The 15,969-nt window shown below is 64.3% G+C and carries 15 protein-coding genes and 1 tRNA gene; 5 read left to right on the forward strand and 11 right to left on the reverse strand.

Annotated elements, in window-relative coordinates; all coding sequences use genetic code 11:
• Nucleotides 1-123: 123 nt before the first annotated feature.
• Both AB4083_RS14110 and AB4083_RS14115 read right to left on the reverse strand, forming a co-directional pair.
• Nucleotides 124-546: a hypothetical protein gene (locus AB4083_RS14110; protein WP_441608670.1), complete on the reverse strand. Its 423-nt coding sequence runs from the start codon at nucleotides 544-546 to the stop codon at nucleotides 124-126.
• Nucleotides 546-1,286 (reverse strand): hypothetical protein, encoded by a 741-nt coding sequence (locus tag AB4083_RS14115; RefSeq protein WP_441608671.1) that lies wholly within the window; start codon nucleotides 1,284-1,286, stop codon nucleotides 546-548. Before AB4083_RS14115 ends, AB4083_RS14110 begins: the two co-directional genes overlap by 1 nt.
• A 364-nt stretch (nucleotides 1,287-1,650) precedes the next feature.
• On the opposite strand from AB4083_RS14115, the gene AB4083_RS14120 reads away from it, so the two are divergent.
• The gene (locus AB4083_RS14120) at nucleotides 1,651-2,661 is read left to right on the forward strand and encodes an AAA family ATPase (protein ID WP_441608672.1); all 1,011 of its coding nucleotides are present in this window, start codon (nucleotides 1,651-1,653) and stop codon (nucleotides 2,659-2,661) included.
• Nucleotides 2,662-2,707: 46 nt separating this feature from the next.
• Entirely contained in the window at nucleotides 2,708-5,251 is a 2,544-nt protein-coding gene (locus AB4083_RS14125; protein ID WP_441608674.1) for a S8 family serine peptidase, read from the forward strand.
• Nucleotides 5,252-5,428: 177 nt separating this feature from the next.
• On the opposite strand, the gene AB4083_RS14130 is transcribed toward AB4083_RS14125, so the two are convergent.
• From AB4083_RS14130 to tpiA, 4 genes are all read right to left on the reverse strand, one after another.
• Nucleotides 5,429-6,304, reverse strand: a complete 876-nt coding sequence (locus AB4083_RS14130) for a tyrosine-type recombinase/integrase (RefSeq protein WP_441608675.1) — start codon at nucleotides 6,302-6,304, stop codon at nucleotides 5,429-5,431.
• 176 nt (nucleotides 6,305-6,480) lie between these two features.
• A tRNA-Leu gene (locus AB4083_RS14135) sits at nucleotides 6,481-6,565 on the reverse strand.
• Nucleotides 6,566-6,578: 13 nt separating this feature from the next.
• The gene (gene secG / locus AB4083_RS14140) at nucleotides 6,579-7,034 is read right to left on the reverse strand and encodes a preprotein translocase subunit SecG (protein WP_441608677.1); all 456 of its coding nucleotides are present in this window, start codon (nucleotides 7,032-7,034) and stop codon (nucleotides 6,579-6,581) included.
• A gap of 22 nt (nucleotides 7,035-7,056) precedes the next feature.
• Complete coding sequence (gene tpiA, locus AB4083_RS14145; RefSeq protein ID WP_441608679.1) at nucleotides 7,057-7,806, reverse strand: triose-phosphate isomerase; 750 nt, start codon at nucleotides 7,804-7,806, stop codon at nucleotides 7,057-7,059.
• Between the two features lie 132 nt (nucleotides 7,807-7,938).
• Here tpiA and AB4083_RS14150 point away from each other — a divergent pair, with 132 nt between their 5' ends.
• Nucleotides 7,939-8,751, forward strand: coding sequence for an SDR family NAD(P)-dependent oxidoreductase (locus AB4083_RS14150; RefSeq protein ID WP_441608681.1), 813 nt, complete (start codon nucleotides 7,939-7,941; stop codon nucleotides 8,749-8,751).
• Between the two features lies 1 nt (nucleotide 8,752).
• Here AB4083_RS14150 and AB4083_RS14155 read toward each other — a convergent pair whose 3' ends face one another.
• The 5 genes from AB4083_RS14155 to orn form a co-directional block, all read right to left on the reverse strand.
• Nucleotides 8,753-9,238, reverse strand: a complete 486-nt coding sequence (locus AB4083_RS14155) for a hypothetical protein (RefSeq protein WP_441608682.1) — start codon at nucleotides 9,236-9,238, stop codon at nucleotides 8,753-8,755.
• 136 nt (nucleotides 9,239-9,374) lie between these two features.
• Nucleotides 9,375-10,322 carry an isopenicillin N synthase family dioxygenase gene (locus tag AB4083_RS14160; protein WP_441608684.1) on the reverse strand — a complete coding sequence of 316 codons (948 nt, stop codon included), beginning with the start codon at nucleotides 10,320-10,322 and terminating at the stop codon, nucleotides 9,375-9,377.
• A gap of 123 nt (nucleotides 10,323-10,445) precedes the next feature.
• Nucleotides 10,446-11,798, reverse strand: coding sequence for a phosphoglucosamine mutase (glmM, locus tag AB4083_RS14165; protein ID WP_441608686.1), 1,353 nt, complete (start codon nucleotides 11,796-11,798; stop codon nucleotides 10,446-10,448).
• Nucleotides 11,799-12,102: 304 nt separating this feature from the next.
• The gene (folP, locus tag AB4083_RS14170; protein WP_441608688.1) at nucleotides 12,103-13,014 is read right to left on the reverse strand and encodes a dihydropteroate synthase; all 912 of its coding nucleotides are present in this window, start codon (nucleotides 13,012-13,014) and stop codon (nucleotides 12,103-12,105) included.
• A gap of 33 nt (nucleotides 13,015-13,047) precedes the next feature.
• Nucleotides 13,048-13,608: an oligoribonuclease gene (orn, locus tag AB4083_RS14175; protein WP_441608690.1), complete on the reverse strand. Its 561-nt coding sequence runs from the start codon at nucleotides 13,606-13,608 to the stop codon at nucleotides 13,048-13,050.
• 119 nt (nucleotides 13,609-13,727) lie between these two features.
• Here orn and sbcB point away from each other — a divergent pair, with 119 nt between their 5' ends.
• Complete coding sequence (sbcB, locus tag AB4083_RS14180; protein ID WP_441608692.1) at nucleotides 13,728-15,179, forward strand: exodeoxyribonuclease I; 1,452 nt, start codon at nucleotides 13,728-13,730, stop codon at nucleotides 15,177-15,179.
• 12 nt (nucleotides 15,180-15,191) lie between these two features.
• A complete protein-coding gene (locus AB4083_RS14185; RefSeq protein ID WP_441608693.1) occupies nucleotides 15,192-15,878 on the forward strand; it encodes a DUF2461 domain-containing protein in 687 nt (228 codons plus the stop codon).
• Nucleotides 15,879-15,969 lie beyond the last annotated feature (91 nt).

Genomic DNA, 15,969 nt, shown 5'->3' on the forward strand with positions numbered 1-15,969 from the left:
AACGAGATCTTCGGGCTTCTGATAGTTGGCTAACAGACTGCTAAGCAGCTCGTCGGGCACTTCGTGTTTGCGTGGACTCATGGTGTCTCCGGGTCAGATGGCAGTTTCCTGCCAATGCCCCGTTTACACAAAATCTAGGATAGGCCCCACAACGTCAACGACGTCCAGTAACTCCGAATCAGTCAAATTCTCCGCCACATCCAGTATGGAATCTTCAACAGCAGTTGGCTGCCTCTCTTCCAGCAGAAGAGTCGCAGTCATGATGCCAATCATTCGCGGCCCAACTTCTTTGGATCGAGACAGACATACGCGCCGATAGGCTTCAAATACCGCCTCGGTGTTGGCCTCTTTCGCCATCATGCGGTTCAGCACATCGTTCAGTTCTTCCTCGGGCACGCCATGATCCATTTCAAAGCGCACCGCCTCTACCAAGGCCTCCAAGAACCGATCAGCGCGGTACTTGGACCATCGAGCGATCACGCGATCTTTAATCAGAGCGGCTCCCGCCTTGAGCAGCTGCCCTCCCACCAGCGACGACAGTGTCATCAACCCTCCTCAACCACAGCACGAGATGGTCCGTTCTCTATCTGACGCATATCGCTCACCTCTAGAAAGGCAAAGTCGATAGTCTGCCTCACAACGCGAAGCGCGGTCTCATAGCACATAGTTCCAACACCGAAGAACAAGAAAATGAGGACGCCGCCAAACAGGCGCGCCGTTGCCTCTTGCCTTACCGCGTAAGATACATCGGTCGTGAACACCCAATGCGACGCCGCCCAAACAAGGCCAGCCCAGCCAATACCGAGAGCCCAGTTGATGCGCGTGATCCGCTGATTGGCCGCCGAATCCAAGGCCGCCACACCTGATTGGAGTAACTTGATCGTGGCCTCGTCCGCGGCGATGGCATGGATGTGCGCCGCCAGGCTGGCGATCTGCGGAGGGCGAATGCTCAGTCGGGTCGAGCGGCTGGGGAGACGGAAGATGACCGAGCCGGCGGCCATCAACCCAGCGACCATCCAACCGTCAGATGAGTGGAAGCTTGCTGGCGAACCACCTCCAGTCACCCAGATGATCGCAGCAAGGATGCACCACCAAACGGGCACCAAGAACAGGCCAAATCCGAGAGTTGCAAGGCGTTCCTGTACACCGACAAGAAGGAACCACGGCACATGCACGACAGCATCGAGCGTGGTTTCCACCGACTTCCAACGGGATTTGACGCGCGGACCAATCACCAAGCGCTCTGCCTCCCGCACGATGGAGACGGTTTCTTCAAAGATGCCCATGTCCCTTCCCCTGGCCTGTCTTCCTGTACAGCCCATGATGGGGTTACCCCCTCCAGGTTGCCATAGGGCGATCGCAGGTCTTGCGCCTGTTGGCCGGTAATGGCTCCAAAAGGACAAACTCCCCTTCAGATAGGGATACCGATGTCACCCAAGACGATGACGGCCTATCGAATGGAGCTCGGGAGCGACCCCGATCCTGTCTCCGGAATTGAGCGGCTCAGCCCCTACGCTGCCCGCCGCCCTCAATCCGGTTAAAATGCCCTGGCGAGGATGGGACCGTTCAGTTAGTGTTTTGAGCGCCCGACCCCGCCCTCAATGTGGCAGCAAACGGTGTTTTACACCCACAGAAACGAAGGAGGCGCCCATGTCCAATAAGCATCTGCTCGCGCTCCTGAATTCGCACATTGCGGGCGACGAAGAGCAGTTCCTTTCTATCGCTCTCCAAGCAGCCGCCCAAGAGGCACGCCAGGGGCGTGTGGACGAGGCCGAGAAACTCAAGCGCCTGGTGCAAAAGGCACGGGACCAGCAACGGACCGGCCGGCCAGCCGGCGGTCAAACGCCAATTCCGCTGGCTCGCCCGCGAGGTGAGTTGCAGGGACTGATCGAGAGCGCGTACCCCAAGATTGCCCTTTCGAGCATGGTGCTTTCTGATGAGGTGCGAGACCGACTGGTCCGCGCGGTCAATCAGCAAAAGCAGCGCGCCATGCTGCGAGACCACGGGCAGACGCCGACCACGCATATGCTGCTGGTCGGCCCTCCGGGCACCGGTAAAACCATGACCGCCGCCGCACTGGCGGGCGAATTGAACCTACCGTTGTTCACGGTTCGACTCGAATCGCTATTCAGTCGGTTCTTGGGTGAAACCGCCGGAAAACTTCGGTTGATCTTTGATCAGTTATCGCAGACACGTGGCGTCTATCTTTTTGACGAATTCGACGCGATCGGCGCGCGCCGCGGTGACCCGAATGATGTCGGCGAGATCCGGCGCGTCCTTAACTCCGTGCTCGCCTTCATGGAAGAGCCGAACAGCACGGACAGCCTCGTTCTTGCTGCCACGAACCACGTGGAGATCCTGGATGAAGCCCTCGCGCGCCGATTTGACGAGGTGATCGGGTACGAACTTCCCGACCGCGCTGCGGCACTTGCGATCATTGAACGTCGGCTCGGCAAGTTAAAGCCACCTACGCGCTCCTGGTCCTCGATCACGCCCGCCCTCGGTGGACTGAGCCAGGGCGAGCTTGTTCGCGCCGCTGACGCGGTGGTTAAGGACGCCATCCTCGAAGGGGCGCCCAAGATTTCGGCCGCCGCTCTCAAGCAAGCGCTTGAGAATCGCCAGACATTGAAGAATAGGTTCCGCCGTCATACACACAGCTAGGAGGCGTCGGCGTGAAGAGGACAGGGTCGTTCGGAACTAGGCTGGCATGACAGAACCCGAGGATTTTGGGGCGCGCGATCGCCAGCACCTTTCGATCAACGCATTTCGTGAGAGAGCGCAATACGAGTTCCCTTCGCGACAGATGCGGCGCACGCCGCTTCGTGACGATTACGCTGCGCACGCCAACGCGTTGCTTGGTCAGCTAACCCGGGCATTTGGCGATATCCCCGCACGCACGGACGCCCCCCGCCTTCACGTGGATGGGCTAAAGCCGGGCACGATGGTCGAACTGGCGACGCGACCACCTGCGGCAGGATCCCGGTCGAAGGCCGTGAAGATCCCGGCGAACCTGGACTTCCCTACCCAACAGATTGCTGTGCTTCGTACGGATCGCCGAGGCGACGGCTCAGAGAGTGCGGTCCTGTTCGTGCCCGACGATGCACGCGCCTTTCTTCAGCAGCGCATTGTCGCCTACGGCAACGACCCGGGCGAGGCGGCCAGGACCGATCTCGAGCGTTTCGAGGTCATCGAAACCATTGCCGCGGCGCCCATCGCCTCTTTGTTTGTCGGCCACGTCGATCTCAGCGATACCACCATCGCCTGGTGGGAACTCTGGCTTCCCGGTGGCCCCGACCGCGCGGCACGCATGGCGACACTCGCGCGAGACGCCAACTTGGACGTTCACTCCGACCAACTCGTCTTTCCCGAGACAACCGTCGTCTTTATTCACGCCTCGGCAGGAAACATTGCCGCGTTTGCAGAGCGTTTGCCCGGCGCCGTCACCGAGATTCGTCCGGCAACGGGCAGTATCGAGCCCTTCCTTGATCATTCGACCGGGGGAACGGAACCGGCAGACTGGATCGCGGAGCTGGTTCGGCGTGTGGTGCCGCCGCCTCACGATGCTCCCGTTGTTTGCGCACTGGACACCGGTGTGGCCGGCGCTCACCCACTCGTACAACCGGGTCTCCGAGGCGCATGGGCTTATGACGCCGCTTGGGGAACCGACGACCATGATCCCGATGGCGGCCACGGAACGGCGATTGCGGGGCTGGCCCTCTACGGTGACCTTGAGCCTCACATGAGCACGACAGGCCCCGTGGTCCTCAGCCACGGGGTGGAATCCATGAAGCTGCTTCCACCTCATGGATTTCCCGCCACAAAACCTCCGAGCTACGGGGTTGTGACTCAAGGCGCTGTGGCACTGGTGGAAGCCGAACAACCGGCTGCCAGGCGATCTTTCTGCCTCGCCACATCCGCCACCGACTTCTCGCCTGCCAGGCCATCCAGCTGGAGCGGCGCGCTCGATCAGATTGCGGCAGGCTCCCTGCCCGGTGACGTGGCTGAAGACGTCCCGGCAAGCCAATCGCCAAAACGGCTGCTCCTCGTTGCAACGGGAAATGTCGGCGGCGGTATGTTGGTGGACGTCATGGCATCACAGCCCATCGAAGATCCATCGCAGAGCTGGAATGCCCTGACCATTGGTGGCTTCACGCGCAAAGAGCAAGTCCCTACCCCGCCGCCAGCCTACCAACCAGTGGTACCGGCGAATCACCGCAGCCCCTACAGTCGCGGCTCTCAAGCACTACCCGACGACTTGACCCCGATTAAACCGGAAGTCTTGTTCGAAGCCGGCAACATGGTGTCGGACAACACCGGCTTCTGCGCGTGGCACCCGGCCGTTTCGCTGCTCGCACCAGGCTCGGATGTGACTAACGAGCCCCTCGTTCCGTTTTGGGCGACGAGCGCAGCAGCCGGTATGGCAGGACACTTCATCGGTCGCCTGCATGCGGCCCATCCGGATCTATGGCCGGAAACCCTGCGGGCCTTGACCGTGGATGCCGCCGCATGGCCGCAGCCCATTCGCAAACAATTGATCGGCACGGGCGCGCATTGGAAAACGGGAACGAAGAGTCAGAAGCAGAAGATTCTTCGTGAAGTCGGCTACGGCGTCCCCGATATTGAGCGGGCGATGTGGTCAGCTCGCAACGACATGAGCATGATCGCTCAAGCAGAGATTCAACCGTTCGCCATCGGCGCGGATGGTCGCACCGCCGTGTACAACGAGATGCACTTCTATGACTTACCTTGGCCAAGGCAAGCCTTAGAACAACTGGAGAATGAGGTTGTCACCATGAAGGTGACACTCTCCTACTTTATCGAACCCAACCTCACCGGGAAGGCCGCGACACGCCCCAATACCTATCGCTCGTTCGGCCTGCGATTCGCGATGAAGAAGCGTACCGAAACGGATGCCGCGTTTCGGGCACGCGTCAATGCAGCCCAAGAGCGCGATGAATCTACGAGCGAAGGTGAATCGGATTTCTGGTTGCTCGGATCCAAGGCCATACAGGCAGGATCCCTTCACAGCGACCTCTGGCGCGGCCATGCGATCGACCTAGCCGGTCACGATGCGATTGCAATCTACCCTGTCGGCGGCTGGTGGAAATCGCATATTGGCCAGCGCCGCATGGAAGACAAAGGTCGCTATTCGCTAATCATTTCGATTTCTGCCCCGGGGTTGGCCATCGATCTCCACACGGAAGTAGCCAACCTCGTGACGACCAAGGAGATTGAGATCGACCTTGGTTGAGTGTGGCATCACCGACCAGCCACCGCCCTCTAGCCAAGACGCTCCATGCGCACGCCATTCCAGGCCGCTCGTTTGATGCGCGCTCGCACGCATAAAAAACACTAAGGATCAATGACTTATAGAAAATCAGCGACTGATCTTAGGTGGCGACCGAGTGACGAACGTTGGCCCACGAACTCATGCGAGGCCAACGCCAACAGAGTTGGAGAAAACCCTGTCGGGACCGCCACGTGATCGAAACACTACTGCTGAATAGCCATCACCACGTATGAACACACCCTCTCGTCGCCGAACAAGCACATCGACCGAACCATCGCTGGGATGCGCATGAATGGCTCGCATAACCTCACCTAGCCTGCCGTCGTTATCGGTCACAGCAGGCATATGACCACTGCGGTATGCCGGCAGAATGCGATCGAGCCGCAAACGGCTTTCATCAGAACGCAGCCCCTCATTGATTGCATGATCAACGATGCTCCCAAGATACTGGCGCGCTTTGCGAGCCAATTGCGGAGTCTCTTGGACCATCCCCACCAGGACAGGGCGTACGTCTTTCGTCTCTAATCGACGCATGTCCAAACTACCTAGCTCGGGCACGAGGTACGAATCCAAGACAAGGCGTGCCTTTCGATAGGTTTCTGTCGCCCAAGTCAAACGCTTCTCGGCCATCCAGCGCCCAGATACAAAGCGAAATGAAGCGTGCTCAATCTCAGCGCGAAGCTCTGTCTCAGCCACCAGCCGTGAATCCGTCGCGGCATCTATCTCTTGGCGAGCCTTACGAAGGCCAGCGGTAGTCTTCCCATGCTTAGCATCGCGCTGCACTTCCACGGCTTTGACACGCGCTTCAGTTAACGACATTTCCGGGTAATGACCAACCGTCGCAGGTGCAGGACGCGAACCATCCGGTAGACGGTAACGCACGCGCCAGGCCTTCAGTCCAGCAGGACTAATCCAGAGCACCAGTCCGTTTCCGTCCGAGAGGAAGTACGGCTTGTCCCTGGGCCTAGCTTTCCGGACCTGGAGCTCTGTCAATGACGCGGCAAGACGCGGCATGGCTTGAGACCTATTTGGGTATATAGAGAGTAAATTGTACCCAAAATTATACCCACTGATCCTGGATTGCCCTGGACAGGTCAGAGCACCCCTGGACAACGGACAATAAAAAACCCCGCATTTACGCGGGGTTATCTACGATTCTGGACTGTTATGGACAGTTTCAAATCTTTCATTGGTGCCCAAGGGGGGACTCGAACCCCCACGACTTGCGTCGCTACCACCTCAAGGTAGTGCGTCTACCAATTCCGCCACCTGGGCAGGTGTCTTGCTGTTACTTCTTTTCCGGAGTCGCCGGCTTGGCCGGGGCGGTCGCCGCCGGGACGGTCGCGGTCTGGGCCGGAGTCGTCGCTGCGGGGACTTCGCCTGCCGGCTTGGTGGCCTGCGGGATTTCCGCGTTGGCCGGCGCCGAGGGCTGCGCATTCTGCGTGGCGGCCGGCGGGTTGGCAAGGCCGGACATCACGCCCAAATCCGCGCCGCTGTTCTGCGGCGTGCCGCCGTGACGGCTCAGGTAGATACCCATGCCGAGGCTGAGCAGGAAGAACAGCGCGGCGAGCACGGCGGTGGCGCGGGTCATGAAGCTGGACGAACCGCGTGCGCCGAAGACGGTGGCGGATGCGCCGCCGCCGAAACCTGAACCCGCGTCGGCACCAGCGCCGCGCTGCATCAGGATCAGCACGATCATCGCCGCGGCGATCAGGATGTAGAAGACGCTGAAGATGACGAACATGGTTTCCAGTGGGTCCGTGCGCTTAGTGCGCTGCGGCGCAGATCGCGAGGAAATCGGCCGAGGTCAGACATGCACCTCCGACGAGCCCCCCGTCTACGTCCGACTGCGCGAACAATTCCGCGGCGTTGGCCGGCTTGACGCTGCCGCCATAAAGCAGCCGAGTAAGACGGGCGATCATAGCATCCTCCCGGGCCAGTTGGCTACGGATGAATCCATGCACTTCCTGTGCCTGCTCCGGCGTGGCGGTGCGCCCGGTGCCGATGGCCCAGACCGGTTCATAGGCAATGACCGCGGTGTCGAAGCTGGCCACGCCATTGAGCGCCAGCACGGCATAGAGCTGGCGGGCGATCACGGCTTCGGTCTCGCCGGCCTCGCGCTGCGCCAGCGTCTCGCCCACGCACAGCACCGGCGTGAGGCCGCCGGCGCGGGCGGCGGCGAACTTGCGTGCGACCAGCTCGTCGCTCTCGTGGTGGTACTGGCGACGTTCGGAATGGCCGACCAGGGTCCACTGCGCGCCGACGTCCTGCAGCATCGCAGCGGAGACTTCGCCGGTATACGCGCCCTGCCCCTCATGCTCGCTCACGTCCTGGCCGCCGAAGCCAAGGCCGGAACCGGCATGCTGCGCGGCCAGCTCGGCGATATAGGGAAACGGCGGGAACACCACCACGTCGGCCGCTGCCGGCAGGCCGGCGGCGATCTCGCTCGCGAGTGCGGAGGCCATCGAGCGGCTGCCGTGCATCTTCCAGTTCCCGGCAACGAGCTTCTTGCGCATGGCGCGTCTCCCTTGGTTCAAAACGCGGCAGCTTAGCGAGCGCTCTTGAGCCCGGCAACGGCGCGCCGCGCTGGCGCGTTCGGCCGACTGCCAGCAAGATCGCGGTCTCCATAGCGCACCGAAGGAACCGGCATGCCGCAGTCCCGCCCCTTGAGCCTGATCACCGGCGCATCCGCCGGCATCGGCGCCGCCTTCGCGCGCGAACTGGCCGCACGCGGCCACGACCTCGTGCTCACCGCGCGCCGCACGGATCGATTGGAAGCGCTGGCGGAAGCCCTGCGTGGCAAGCATCACTGCACGGTGACGGTATTGACCGCCGATCTCGCCGATCCCGCCGCACCGCAACAACTCGCAGCCGCCCTGGCCGAACGCAAGCTCGACGTGGACTGGCTGATCAACAACGCCGGCTACGGCCTGCCCGGCACCTTCGAGGCGAATACCTGGGAGGACCATGCGGCCTTTATCCAGGTGCTGATGACCGCGCCCACCGAACTGGCGTGGCGCCTGCTGCCCGGCATGCGTGCACGGGGGCATGGCCGCATCGTCAACGTGGCCTCGCTCGCCGGCCATGTGCCCGGTACGGCGGGACACACGCTGTACGGCGCGTCCAAGGCCTATCTGATCAAGTTCTCGCAATCGCTGGCGCTGGAGAACCGCCACCTCGGCGTACATGTCTGCGCGCTGTGCCCGGGCTTTACCTGGTCGGAGTTCCACGACGTCACCGGCACGCGCGAGCTGATGAACCAGATGCCGCGCTTCATGTGGCAGACCGCCGAAGCGGTGGTGCGCGAAGGCTGCGATGCGGTCGAGCGCGGCGATATCGTGCGCGTCACCGGCCGCGTCAACCGCTTCATCAAGGGACTGGTGAAGCTGATGCCGGACCGCCTGGGGCTGGCCTTGTCGGCGCGCGAATCGCGGCGCTACCGGCAGACCGTCGGGCATTGATTCACTGGCGCTTGCAGGTCAGCGTATCGCCGAGCGCAAAGCTGCCGCCGCGCATCATTTGCCAATCCACGCGCAGCGTGCCATCGGCCGCACGCACGTAGACGAACTTCTGCGCCGGCTGCACTTCCGGTGCTGAAGTCCATGTCAAGGTGTCGCCATCCCAACCGGTGGCACTGAAGCGCCGCGCGCCGCCGAAGTTGTCGACGATGGCGGCGTTGAACAGCCTGGCCTTCGCGTCGTACGTCCACGCTTCCACCGCGCGATAAGTGTTCGGCGCGATGTCGTCGTGATGCTTGAGCACACCGGCACCGCCGAGGTCGGTGTCGAAGCGGATCGTCGAGGCGATAGTCTTGCCGCTGGCGGGAAATACGCCCGCGCAATGCCAGCTGCCCAGCAGGGGTTCCATCGCATGCATGGCCGGCGGCGCATCCGCGGCGCTGGCGACGCCACCCAGCAACGTCAAAGCGAACAACAGCGCAACACGCATCGCGGCATCCTCCACTCGAAGTGCCGCGAGGCTAGCGGACTCCCGGCCGGCGCGAACCGACCGGAAGTCATGCCTTGCCGTCAGATCAACCCGATCAAATCAGCCCGATCAAATCAACCCGATCAAATCAACCCGATCAAATCAGCTTGATCTCGCGCAAGCGCTCCAGCAAATACTCGTGCGAGGTGATCGAGGTATCGTAGCGGCGCGGATTGTCCGGCGTGATGCACTGCGGCAGCGGATCCAGCACCACGTCAGGATTCGGATGCAGGAAGTACGGCACCGAATAGCGCGGCTTGCGCGCATTGGCGTTCTGCGGGTTCACCACGCGATGGGTGGTGGACGGATACACATGGTTGGTCAGGCGCTGCAGCATGTCGCCGATATTCACCACGATGGCGTCGCCCTCGGTGGTGATCGGCAGCCACTCGCCCTCGCGGGTCAGCACTTCCAGGCCCTCGGCACTGGCGCCGACCAGCAAGGTGATGAAGTTGATGTCCTCGTGGGCGCCCGCGCGCACGTTCGGGATGTTCTCCTCGGTGATCGGCGGGTAATGGATCGGACGCAGGATCGAATTGCCCTGGTCGGTCTTGTCCTCGAAGTACTGCTCCGGCAGGTCGATATGCAGGGCCAGCGCACGCAGCACGCGAGTGCCGAGCTGGTCCAGCGCCTCGAACAGACCGTAGCCGTACGGCTTGAACGCCGGCACTTCCTCCGGCCACAGGTTCGGCGCCATCACCTCGGCGAAGCGGGAATCGCGCGGGATCTCGCGGCCGACGTGCCAGAACTCCTTCAGGTCGGCGTACTTGCTGTCCTTGGCGGTCTCCACCTTGAACGGGGTGTAGCCGCGCGCGCCGCCGCTGCCGGGCACGTGGTACTTCCGCTTGGTGTCGTCGGGCAGCGCGAAGAACTGCTGGAACGCCTGGTAGGCGTTATCGATCAAGTCCGGCGCGATGCCGTGGCCGCTGATGCCGCAGAAACCGTATTCGCAGTAGGCCGCGCCCAGCTCGGCGACGAAGGCCTCGCGGTCGGTGTCGTAACGGCGGATGTCGAGGGTGGGAACCCGTTTGACGGTCGTATTCATGTGTCGTGATCCACAGGTAGGCGTGCGGTCGATTTGTCGAACCCGCCACCGCAGGGGCGGGGCACGTCGGGCCAATCCTTGGCGACCTGGGCAGGGCTGGGCCTTACGACCTTCCCCGCTGGCTCACGAGCGTTCGGCTGCGGATTTTACGACCTCCGCCAGCTGCTCCGCCATCCGCCTTACTTCCGCCTCGTCGGCGGCCTCCACCGTCACCCGCACCAGCGGCTCGGTGCCGGAAGCGCGCAGCACCACCCGGCCGCGGCCGCGCAGGGCCTGCTCGGTCTCGGCCAGCGCCTGCTTCACCTCGTCGCTGTGCAGCGACTCGCGCGCGCCGTTGGCGCGGACGTTGATCATGATCTGCGGCATCTTGTACAAGCCCTGCCGCGCCTCGGCCAGGTCGCGCCCACCGAGTGCCTCCAGCACGGCCAGCGCCGAGACGATGCCGTCGCCGGTGCTGGCGCGGTCCAGGCACAGGATATGGCCGGAGGTCTCGCCGCCGAGCTGGCCGCCGTGCTCCTTCAGCTTCTGCAGCACGTAGCGGTCGCCGACGTTGGCGCGGATCAGGTCGACGTCGAGCGCGCCCAGTGCCTGCTGCAAGCCGTAGTTGCTCATCAAGGTGCCGACCACCGGCCCCTTCAGGCGGCCCTGCGCGGCCCAGGCGCGGGCCAGGATAAACAGCATGTCGTCGCCGTCGGCCAGCACGCCTTCGCGGTCCACCATCTGCACGCGGTCGCCGTCGCCGTCGAAGGCGATGCCGATGTCCGCGTGGTGTTCCAGCACGGCCAGTTGCAGGGTCTGCGGATGGGTCGAGCCGACGCCGCGATTGATATTGAAGCCGTCCGGCTTGTGGCCGATGGCGATCACCTCGGCGCCCAGTTCGGCGAACACCTTCGGCGCCACCTGGTAGGTCGCGCCGTTGGCGCAGTCCAGCACGATGCGCATGCCGCGCAGGGTGAACTCGCTGTCGATCAGGGTGCGCTTGCAGAATTCGATATAGCGTCCGCCCGCATCGTCGATGCGGCTGGCCTTGCCCAGGCGCTCCGGCGACTCGGTGGTGAACTCGGCATCGAGGCCGTGCTCGATCGCCAGCTCGACTTCATCCGACAGCTTCTCGCCGGTGGCGGAGAAGAACTTGATGCCGTTGTCCTGATGCGGATTGTGCGAGGCGCTGATCACGATGCCCGCCTGCGCGCGCAGCGAGCGGGTGAGAAAGGCCACCGCCGGGGTCGGCATCGGGCCGAGCAGGCCCACGTCCACGCCCGCCGCGACCAGGCCCGCTTCGAGCGCGGCCTCGAACATATAGCCGGACACGCGGGTGTCCTTGCCGATCAGCACCTTCGGCCGCCCTTCACGGCTGTCGCGCGCCAGCGCCATGCCGGCGGCGCGGCCCAGGCGCAGCATGAAATCCGCGCTGATCGGCCACTGGCCGACCGGCCCGCGAATGCCATCGGTGCCGAAATATTTGCGTTCGCTCATGGGGATCCTTTCATCGCGCCGGATGGCGCGGTTGGTTGCTTTGAGCCTGCTCAGTGTCTCCGCGTGGCCCGCGTTGCCATTGAGTGGCCGTCAGGTGGTAGTGCGTGGCGCCGGCTTGGCCGGCTGCCAGGCCAAGCCGCGCGCTGCCGCATGGCGGCCACTCAATGGCAACCCGGAGGGCAGGCTCTGGGTGCCCGCCATCCGGCGTCATCGCTCGGTCGTGTACGGACGTACACTCCGTCGCTCTTCCTTGTCTGGCGAGCACCCAGAGCCTGCGCGAGCCACGCGGAGACACTGAGCAGGCTCACTCGTCGTCCGGCCAGCGCGGCGCGGCCGGACGCGTGTCCTTGCGCACCGCGGGCTCCCCTGCAGCCACGGCGTGCCAGACAGCCAAAGCATCGACCGTAGCGGCCACATCATGTACGCGCACCATACGGGCGCCACGTTGCACGGCGATGAGCGCCGCGGCCACCGAGCCCGCCGCGCGCTGCGCCGGATCCTCGCGGCCGGTGAGCTTGCCGATCATCGATTTGCGCGACAGGCCCACATAGCAACCGCTGCCCAGGTTGCCGAAACGCTCCAGTGCGCGCAGCAAGGCCAGGTTGTGTTCCAGCGTCTTGCCGAAGCCGAAACCCGGATCGACCAGCACCCGCCGCTTGTCGATCCCCGACAGCTCGCAGGCGAACAGCCGGTCGGTGAGGAAGCGGTGCACTTCGCCGACCACGTCGTCGTAGCGCGGGTCGTCCTGCATGCCGCGCGGCTCGCCCAGCATGTGCATCAGGCACACCGGCACACGCAGTTCGGCAACCGCATCCAGCGCGCCGTCGCGGCGCAGTGCGTAGACGTCGTTGATCATGCCGGCGCCGGCGGCCACCGCCGCGCGCATCACTTCCGGCTTGGACGTGTCGATCGCCAGCGGCAGCGAAGTGCGCGCGGCGAGCTGCTCGAGCACCGGGATCACCCGGCGCAGCTCTTCTTCCAGCGGTACGTCGTCCGCACCGGGGCGGGTCGATTCGCCGCCGACGTCGAGCATGTCCGCACCCTCTTCCGCCAGGTGCAGGCCGTGCGCGACCGCCGCTTCGGTGGTGGCGTGGCTGCCGCCGTCGGAAAATGAATCCGGCGTGACATTGATGATGCCGACCACGCGCGGACGGTCCAGCACCAGGGGTCGGCCGGCGCAGTCGAGCACGGTGGCGAAAAGATCGGCGGCGGACATGGTCACTCCTGGCTCAAACCTGCGGCGCGGCGGTCAGCCCGCGCCGCCCAGCGCACCCATGAACTGGCGGTAGTAGCGCAGCTCCTCGATCGAGTCGCGGATATCCGACAGCGCGGTATGCGCAGATTCCTTGCTGAAGTTCTTGCAGATGCTCGGCGACCAGCGGCGCGACAGCTCCTTGAGCGTGGACACGTCGAGGTTGCGGTAGTGGAAATAGCGCTCCAGCCGCGGCATCTGCCGGTGCATGAAGCGGCGGTCCTGGCAGATCGAGTTGCCGCACATCGGCGACTTGCCGGCCGGCACCCAGGCCTTGAGGAAGTCCACGGTAGCCGCCTCGGCCGCCGCATGGTCGTCGGCGGAAGCCAGCACCTGCTCCCACAGGCCGGACTTGCGGTGCTGGTTGCGGTTCCACGCATCCATCGCCTCCAGGCGCTCCACCTCGTGGCGGATGGCGAACACCGGGCCCTCGGCCAGGATGTTCAGCTCCTTGTCGGTCACGATGGTGGCGATTTCGAGAATCGAGTCGTTATCGGTATCCAGACCGGTCATTTCCAGATCGATCCAGATCAGATTTTCTTCGTTCGCTAGGCTCATGCTCCCTCCTGGGCGCGCAGTCTAGCAGCAGCCGGCGCCCGCCCTGGGCGGTGTATGCCCATTGGCCTGCCGTCCTGTGCAAGCGGACACACCTGGACGGCCATGCGATCATCCCCGGCATGCAGACGTTCTTCTGGCACGACTACGAGACCAGCGGCGCCGACCCCTGGCGCGACCGACCCCTGCAGTTCGCAGGCATCCGCACCAGCATGGATCTTGAGATCGTCGGCGAGCCGGTGATGTTCTTCGGCAAGCCCCCGCGCGAGATGCCGCCCAGCCCCGAGGCCTGCCTGATCACCGGCATCCTGCCCCAGCAGGCCGAGCGCGACGGCGTGGGCGAGGCCGAGTTCGCCGCGCGCGTGCACGAGCAGCTGGCCGCGCCGGGCACCTGCGGGGTGGGCTACAACTCGCTGCGCTTCGACGACGAGTTCACCCGGCAGATGCTGTACCGCAACTTTCATGAGCCCTACGGGCGCGAATGGGAACACGGCAATTCGCGCTGGGACCTGATCGACCTGGTGCGCATGTGCGCCGCGCTGCGCCCCGAGGGTATCGCCTGGCCGACGCGCGAGGACGGCACGCTCAGCTTCCGGCTGGAGCACCTGGCCAGCGCCAACCACCTCACCCAGGAACGCGCGCACGATGCGCTTTCGGACGTCCACGCGCTGATCGACCTGGCCCGGCTGATCCGCGTGCGCCAGCCGCGGCTGTGGGACTGGCACTTCGCGCTGCGCCGCAAGCAGAAGGTGTTCGAGCTGCTCGACATGGTGAACATGACGCCGGTGCTGCACGTGTCCTCGCGCTACCCGGCCAGCCGCTTCTGCCTGGCCATGGTCGCGCCGATCGCGGCGCATCCGACCCGGCCCGGCGAGATCATCGTGTACGACCTGTCGGCCGATCCCGCGCTGCTGCTGGCGCTGGACGAGGAGGAGATCGCCGACCGCGTGTTCACCGCCCGCGCCGACCTGCCCGAAGGGGTCGAGCGCATCCCGCTGCGCACGGTGCGCGCCAACCGCTCCCCGGCACTGGCGCCGCTGTCGGTGCTCAAGGGCACCGACACGGCACGCCTGCAACTGGACGTCGAACGCTGCCTCGCCAACCGCGAGGTGCTGGCCGCCGCCGACGGCCTGGCCGAAAAGCTGCGCCGTGTATTCCAGCGCGCCGGCGACCTGCCGCCGCCGGCCGATCCGGAGCTGGCGATCTACGGCGGCTTCCTGCCCGACGCGGACAAACGCCTGCTGGCTGAGGTGCGCGCGACCCCGCCGGAGCAACTGGGCACGCGCGCCTTTCCGTTCCGCGATCCGCGGTATCCCGAGCTGCTGTTCCGCTACCGCGCGCGCAACTGGCCGCAGACCCTGGCGCCGGAGGAGCGCGAACGCTGGGATGCGTTCCGCCGCGACCGCCTGTTCAAATCCACGCCGCTGACTAACCTGACCCTGCCCGACTACTTCGCCCGCCTCGCGCAGCTGCGCGCCGAACTGGCGAACGACACCGGCAAGCTCGCCCTGCTCGATCAACTGCAGGTCTGGGGCGAACAGCTCGCCGCCGACCTCGCGCCCCTGCCCGCCTGACCCTCACCGACCATGGCCAACGCTTACTTCACTCCTGCCACGTTCCGTTTTCTGCGCGCCCTCGAACGCAACAACAGCCGCGAATGGTTTCTGGCGCACAAGCCGGAATACGAACGCGACGTGCGCGATCCGTTCCTGCAATTGATCGCCGACATGCAGGCGCCGCTGAGCAAGCTCAGCGCGCACTACCGCGCCGACTCGCGCAAGAACGGCGGCTCGCTGTTCCGCATTCATCGCGACACGCGCTTTTCCAATGACAAGCAGCCGTACAAGCCGTGGCAGGGTGCGCGCTTTTTCCACGAGCGGCGGCATGAGATTCCGGCACCGTCGTTCTATGTGCATATCCAGCCGGGCGATTGCTTTGCCGGCGGCGGCATGTGGCATCCGGAGTCGGATGCGTTGAAGCGCATCCGCGCCTTCCTGGCCGACAATCCGGCGGCGTGGAAGCGGGCGACGCAGAGCAAGACGTTCCGCGAGCACTTCACCTTCTGGGGCGAGGCGCTGACGCGTCCGCCACGGGGCTTCGATCCGGCGCACGAGCTGATCGAGGATCTCAAGCGCAAGGATTTCGCCGCGGGCGAAGGCTTCGACGAGAAGCTGGCGTGCTCGTCGGAGTTGCGGCCCTGGATGGTGGAAACCTATAAGCGCCTGGCGCCGATGATCGATTATCTGTGCGCCACCCAGGAATTGGATTTCTGACCAGACATCCGCGTAGGTTGGGGTGAGCCGCAGGCGAACCCCAACATGGCGATGCGGACGGTGATGTTGGGGTTCGCCTGCGGCTCACCCC

Origin of the sequence: Dyella sp. 2RAB6, assembly GCF_052115385.1 — a bacterium.
Classification (GTDB): domain Bacteria; phylum Pseudomonadota; class Gammaproteobacteria; order Xanthomonadales; family Rhodanobacteraceae; genus Dyella_D.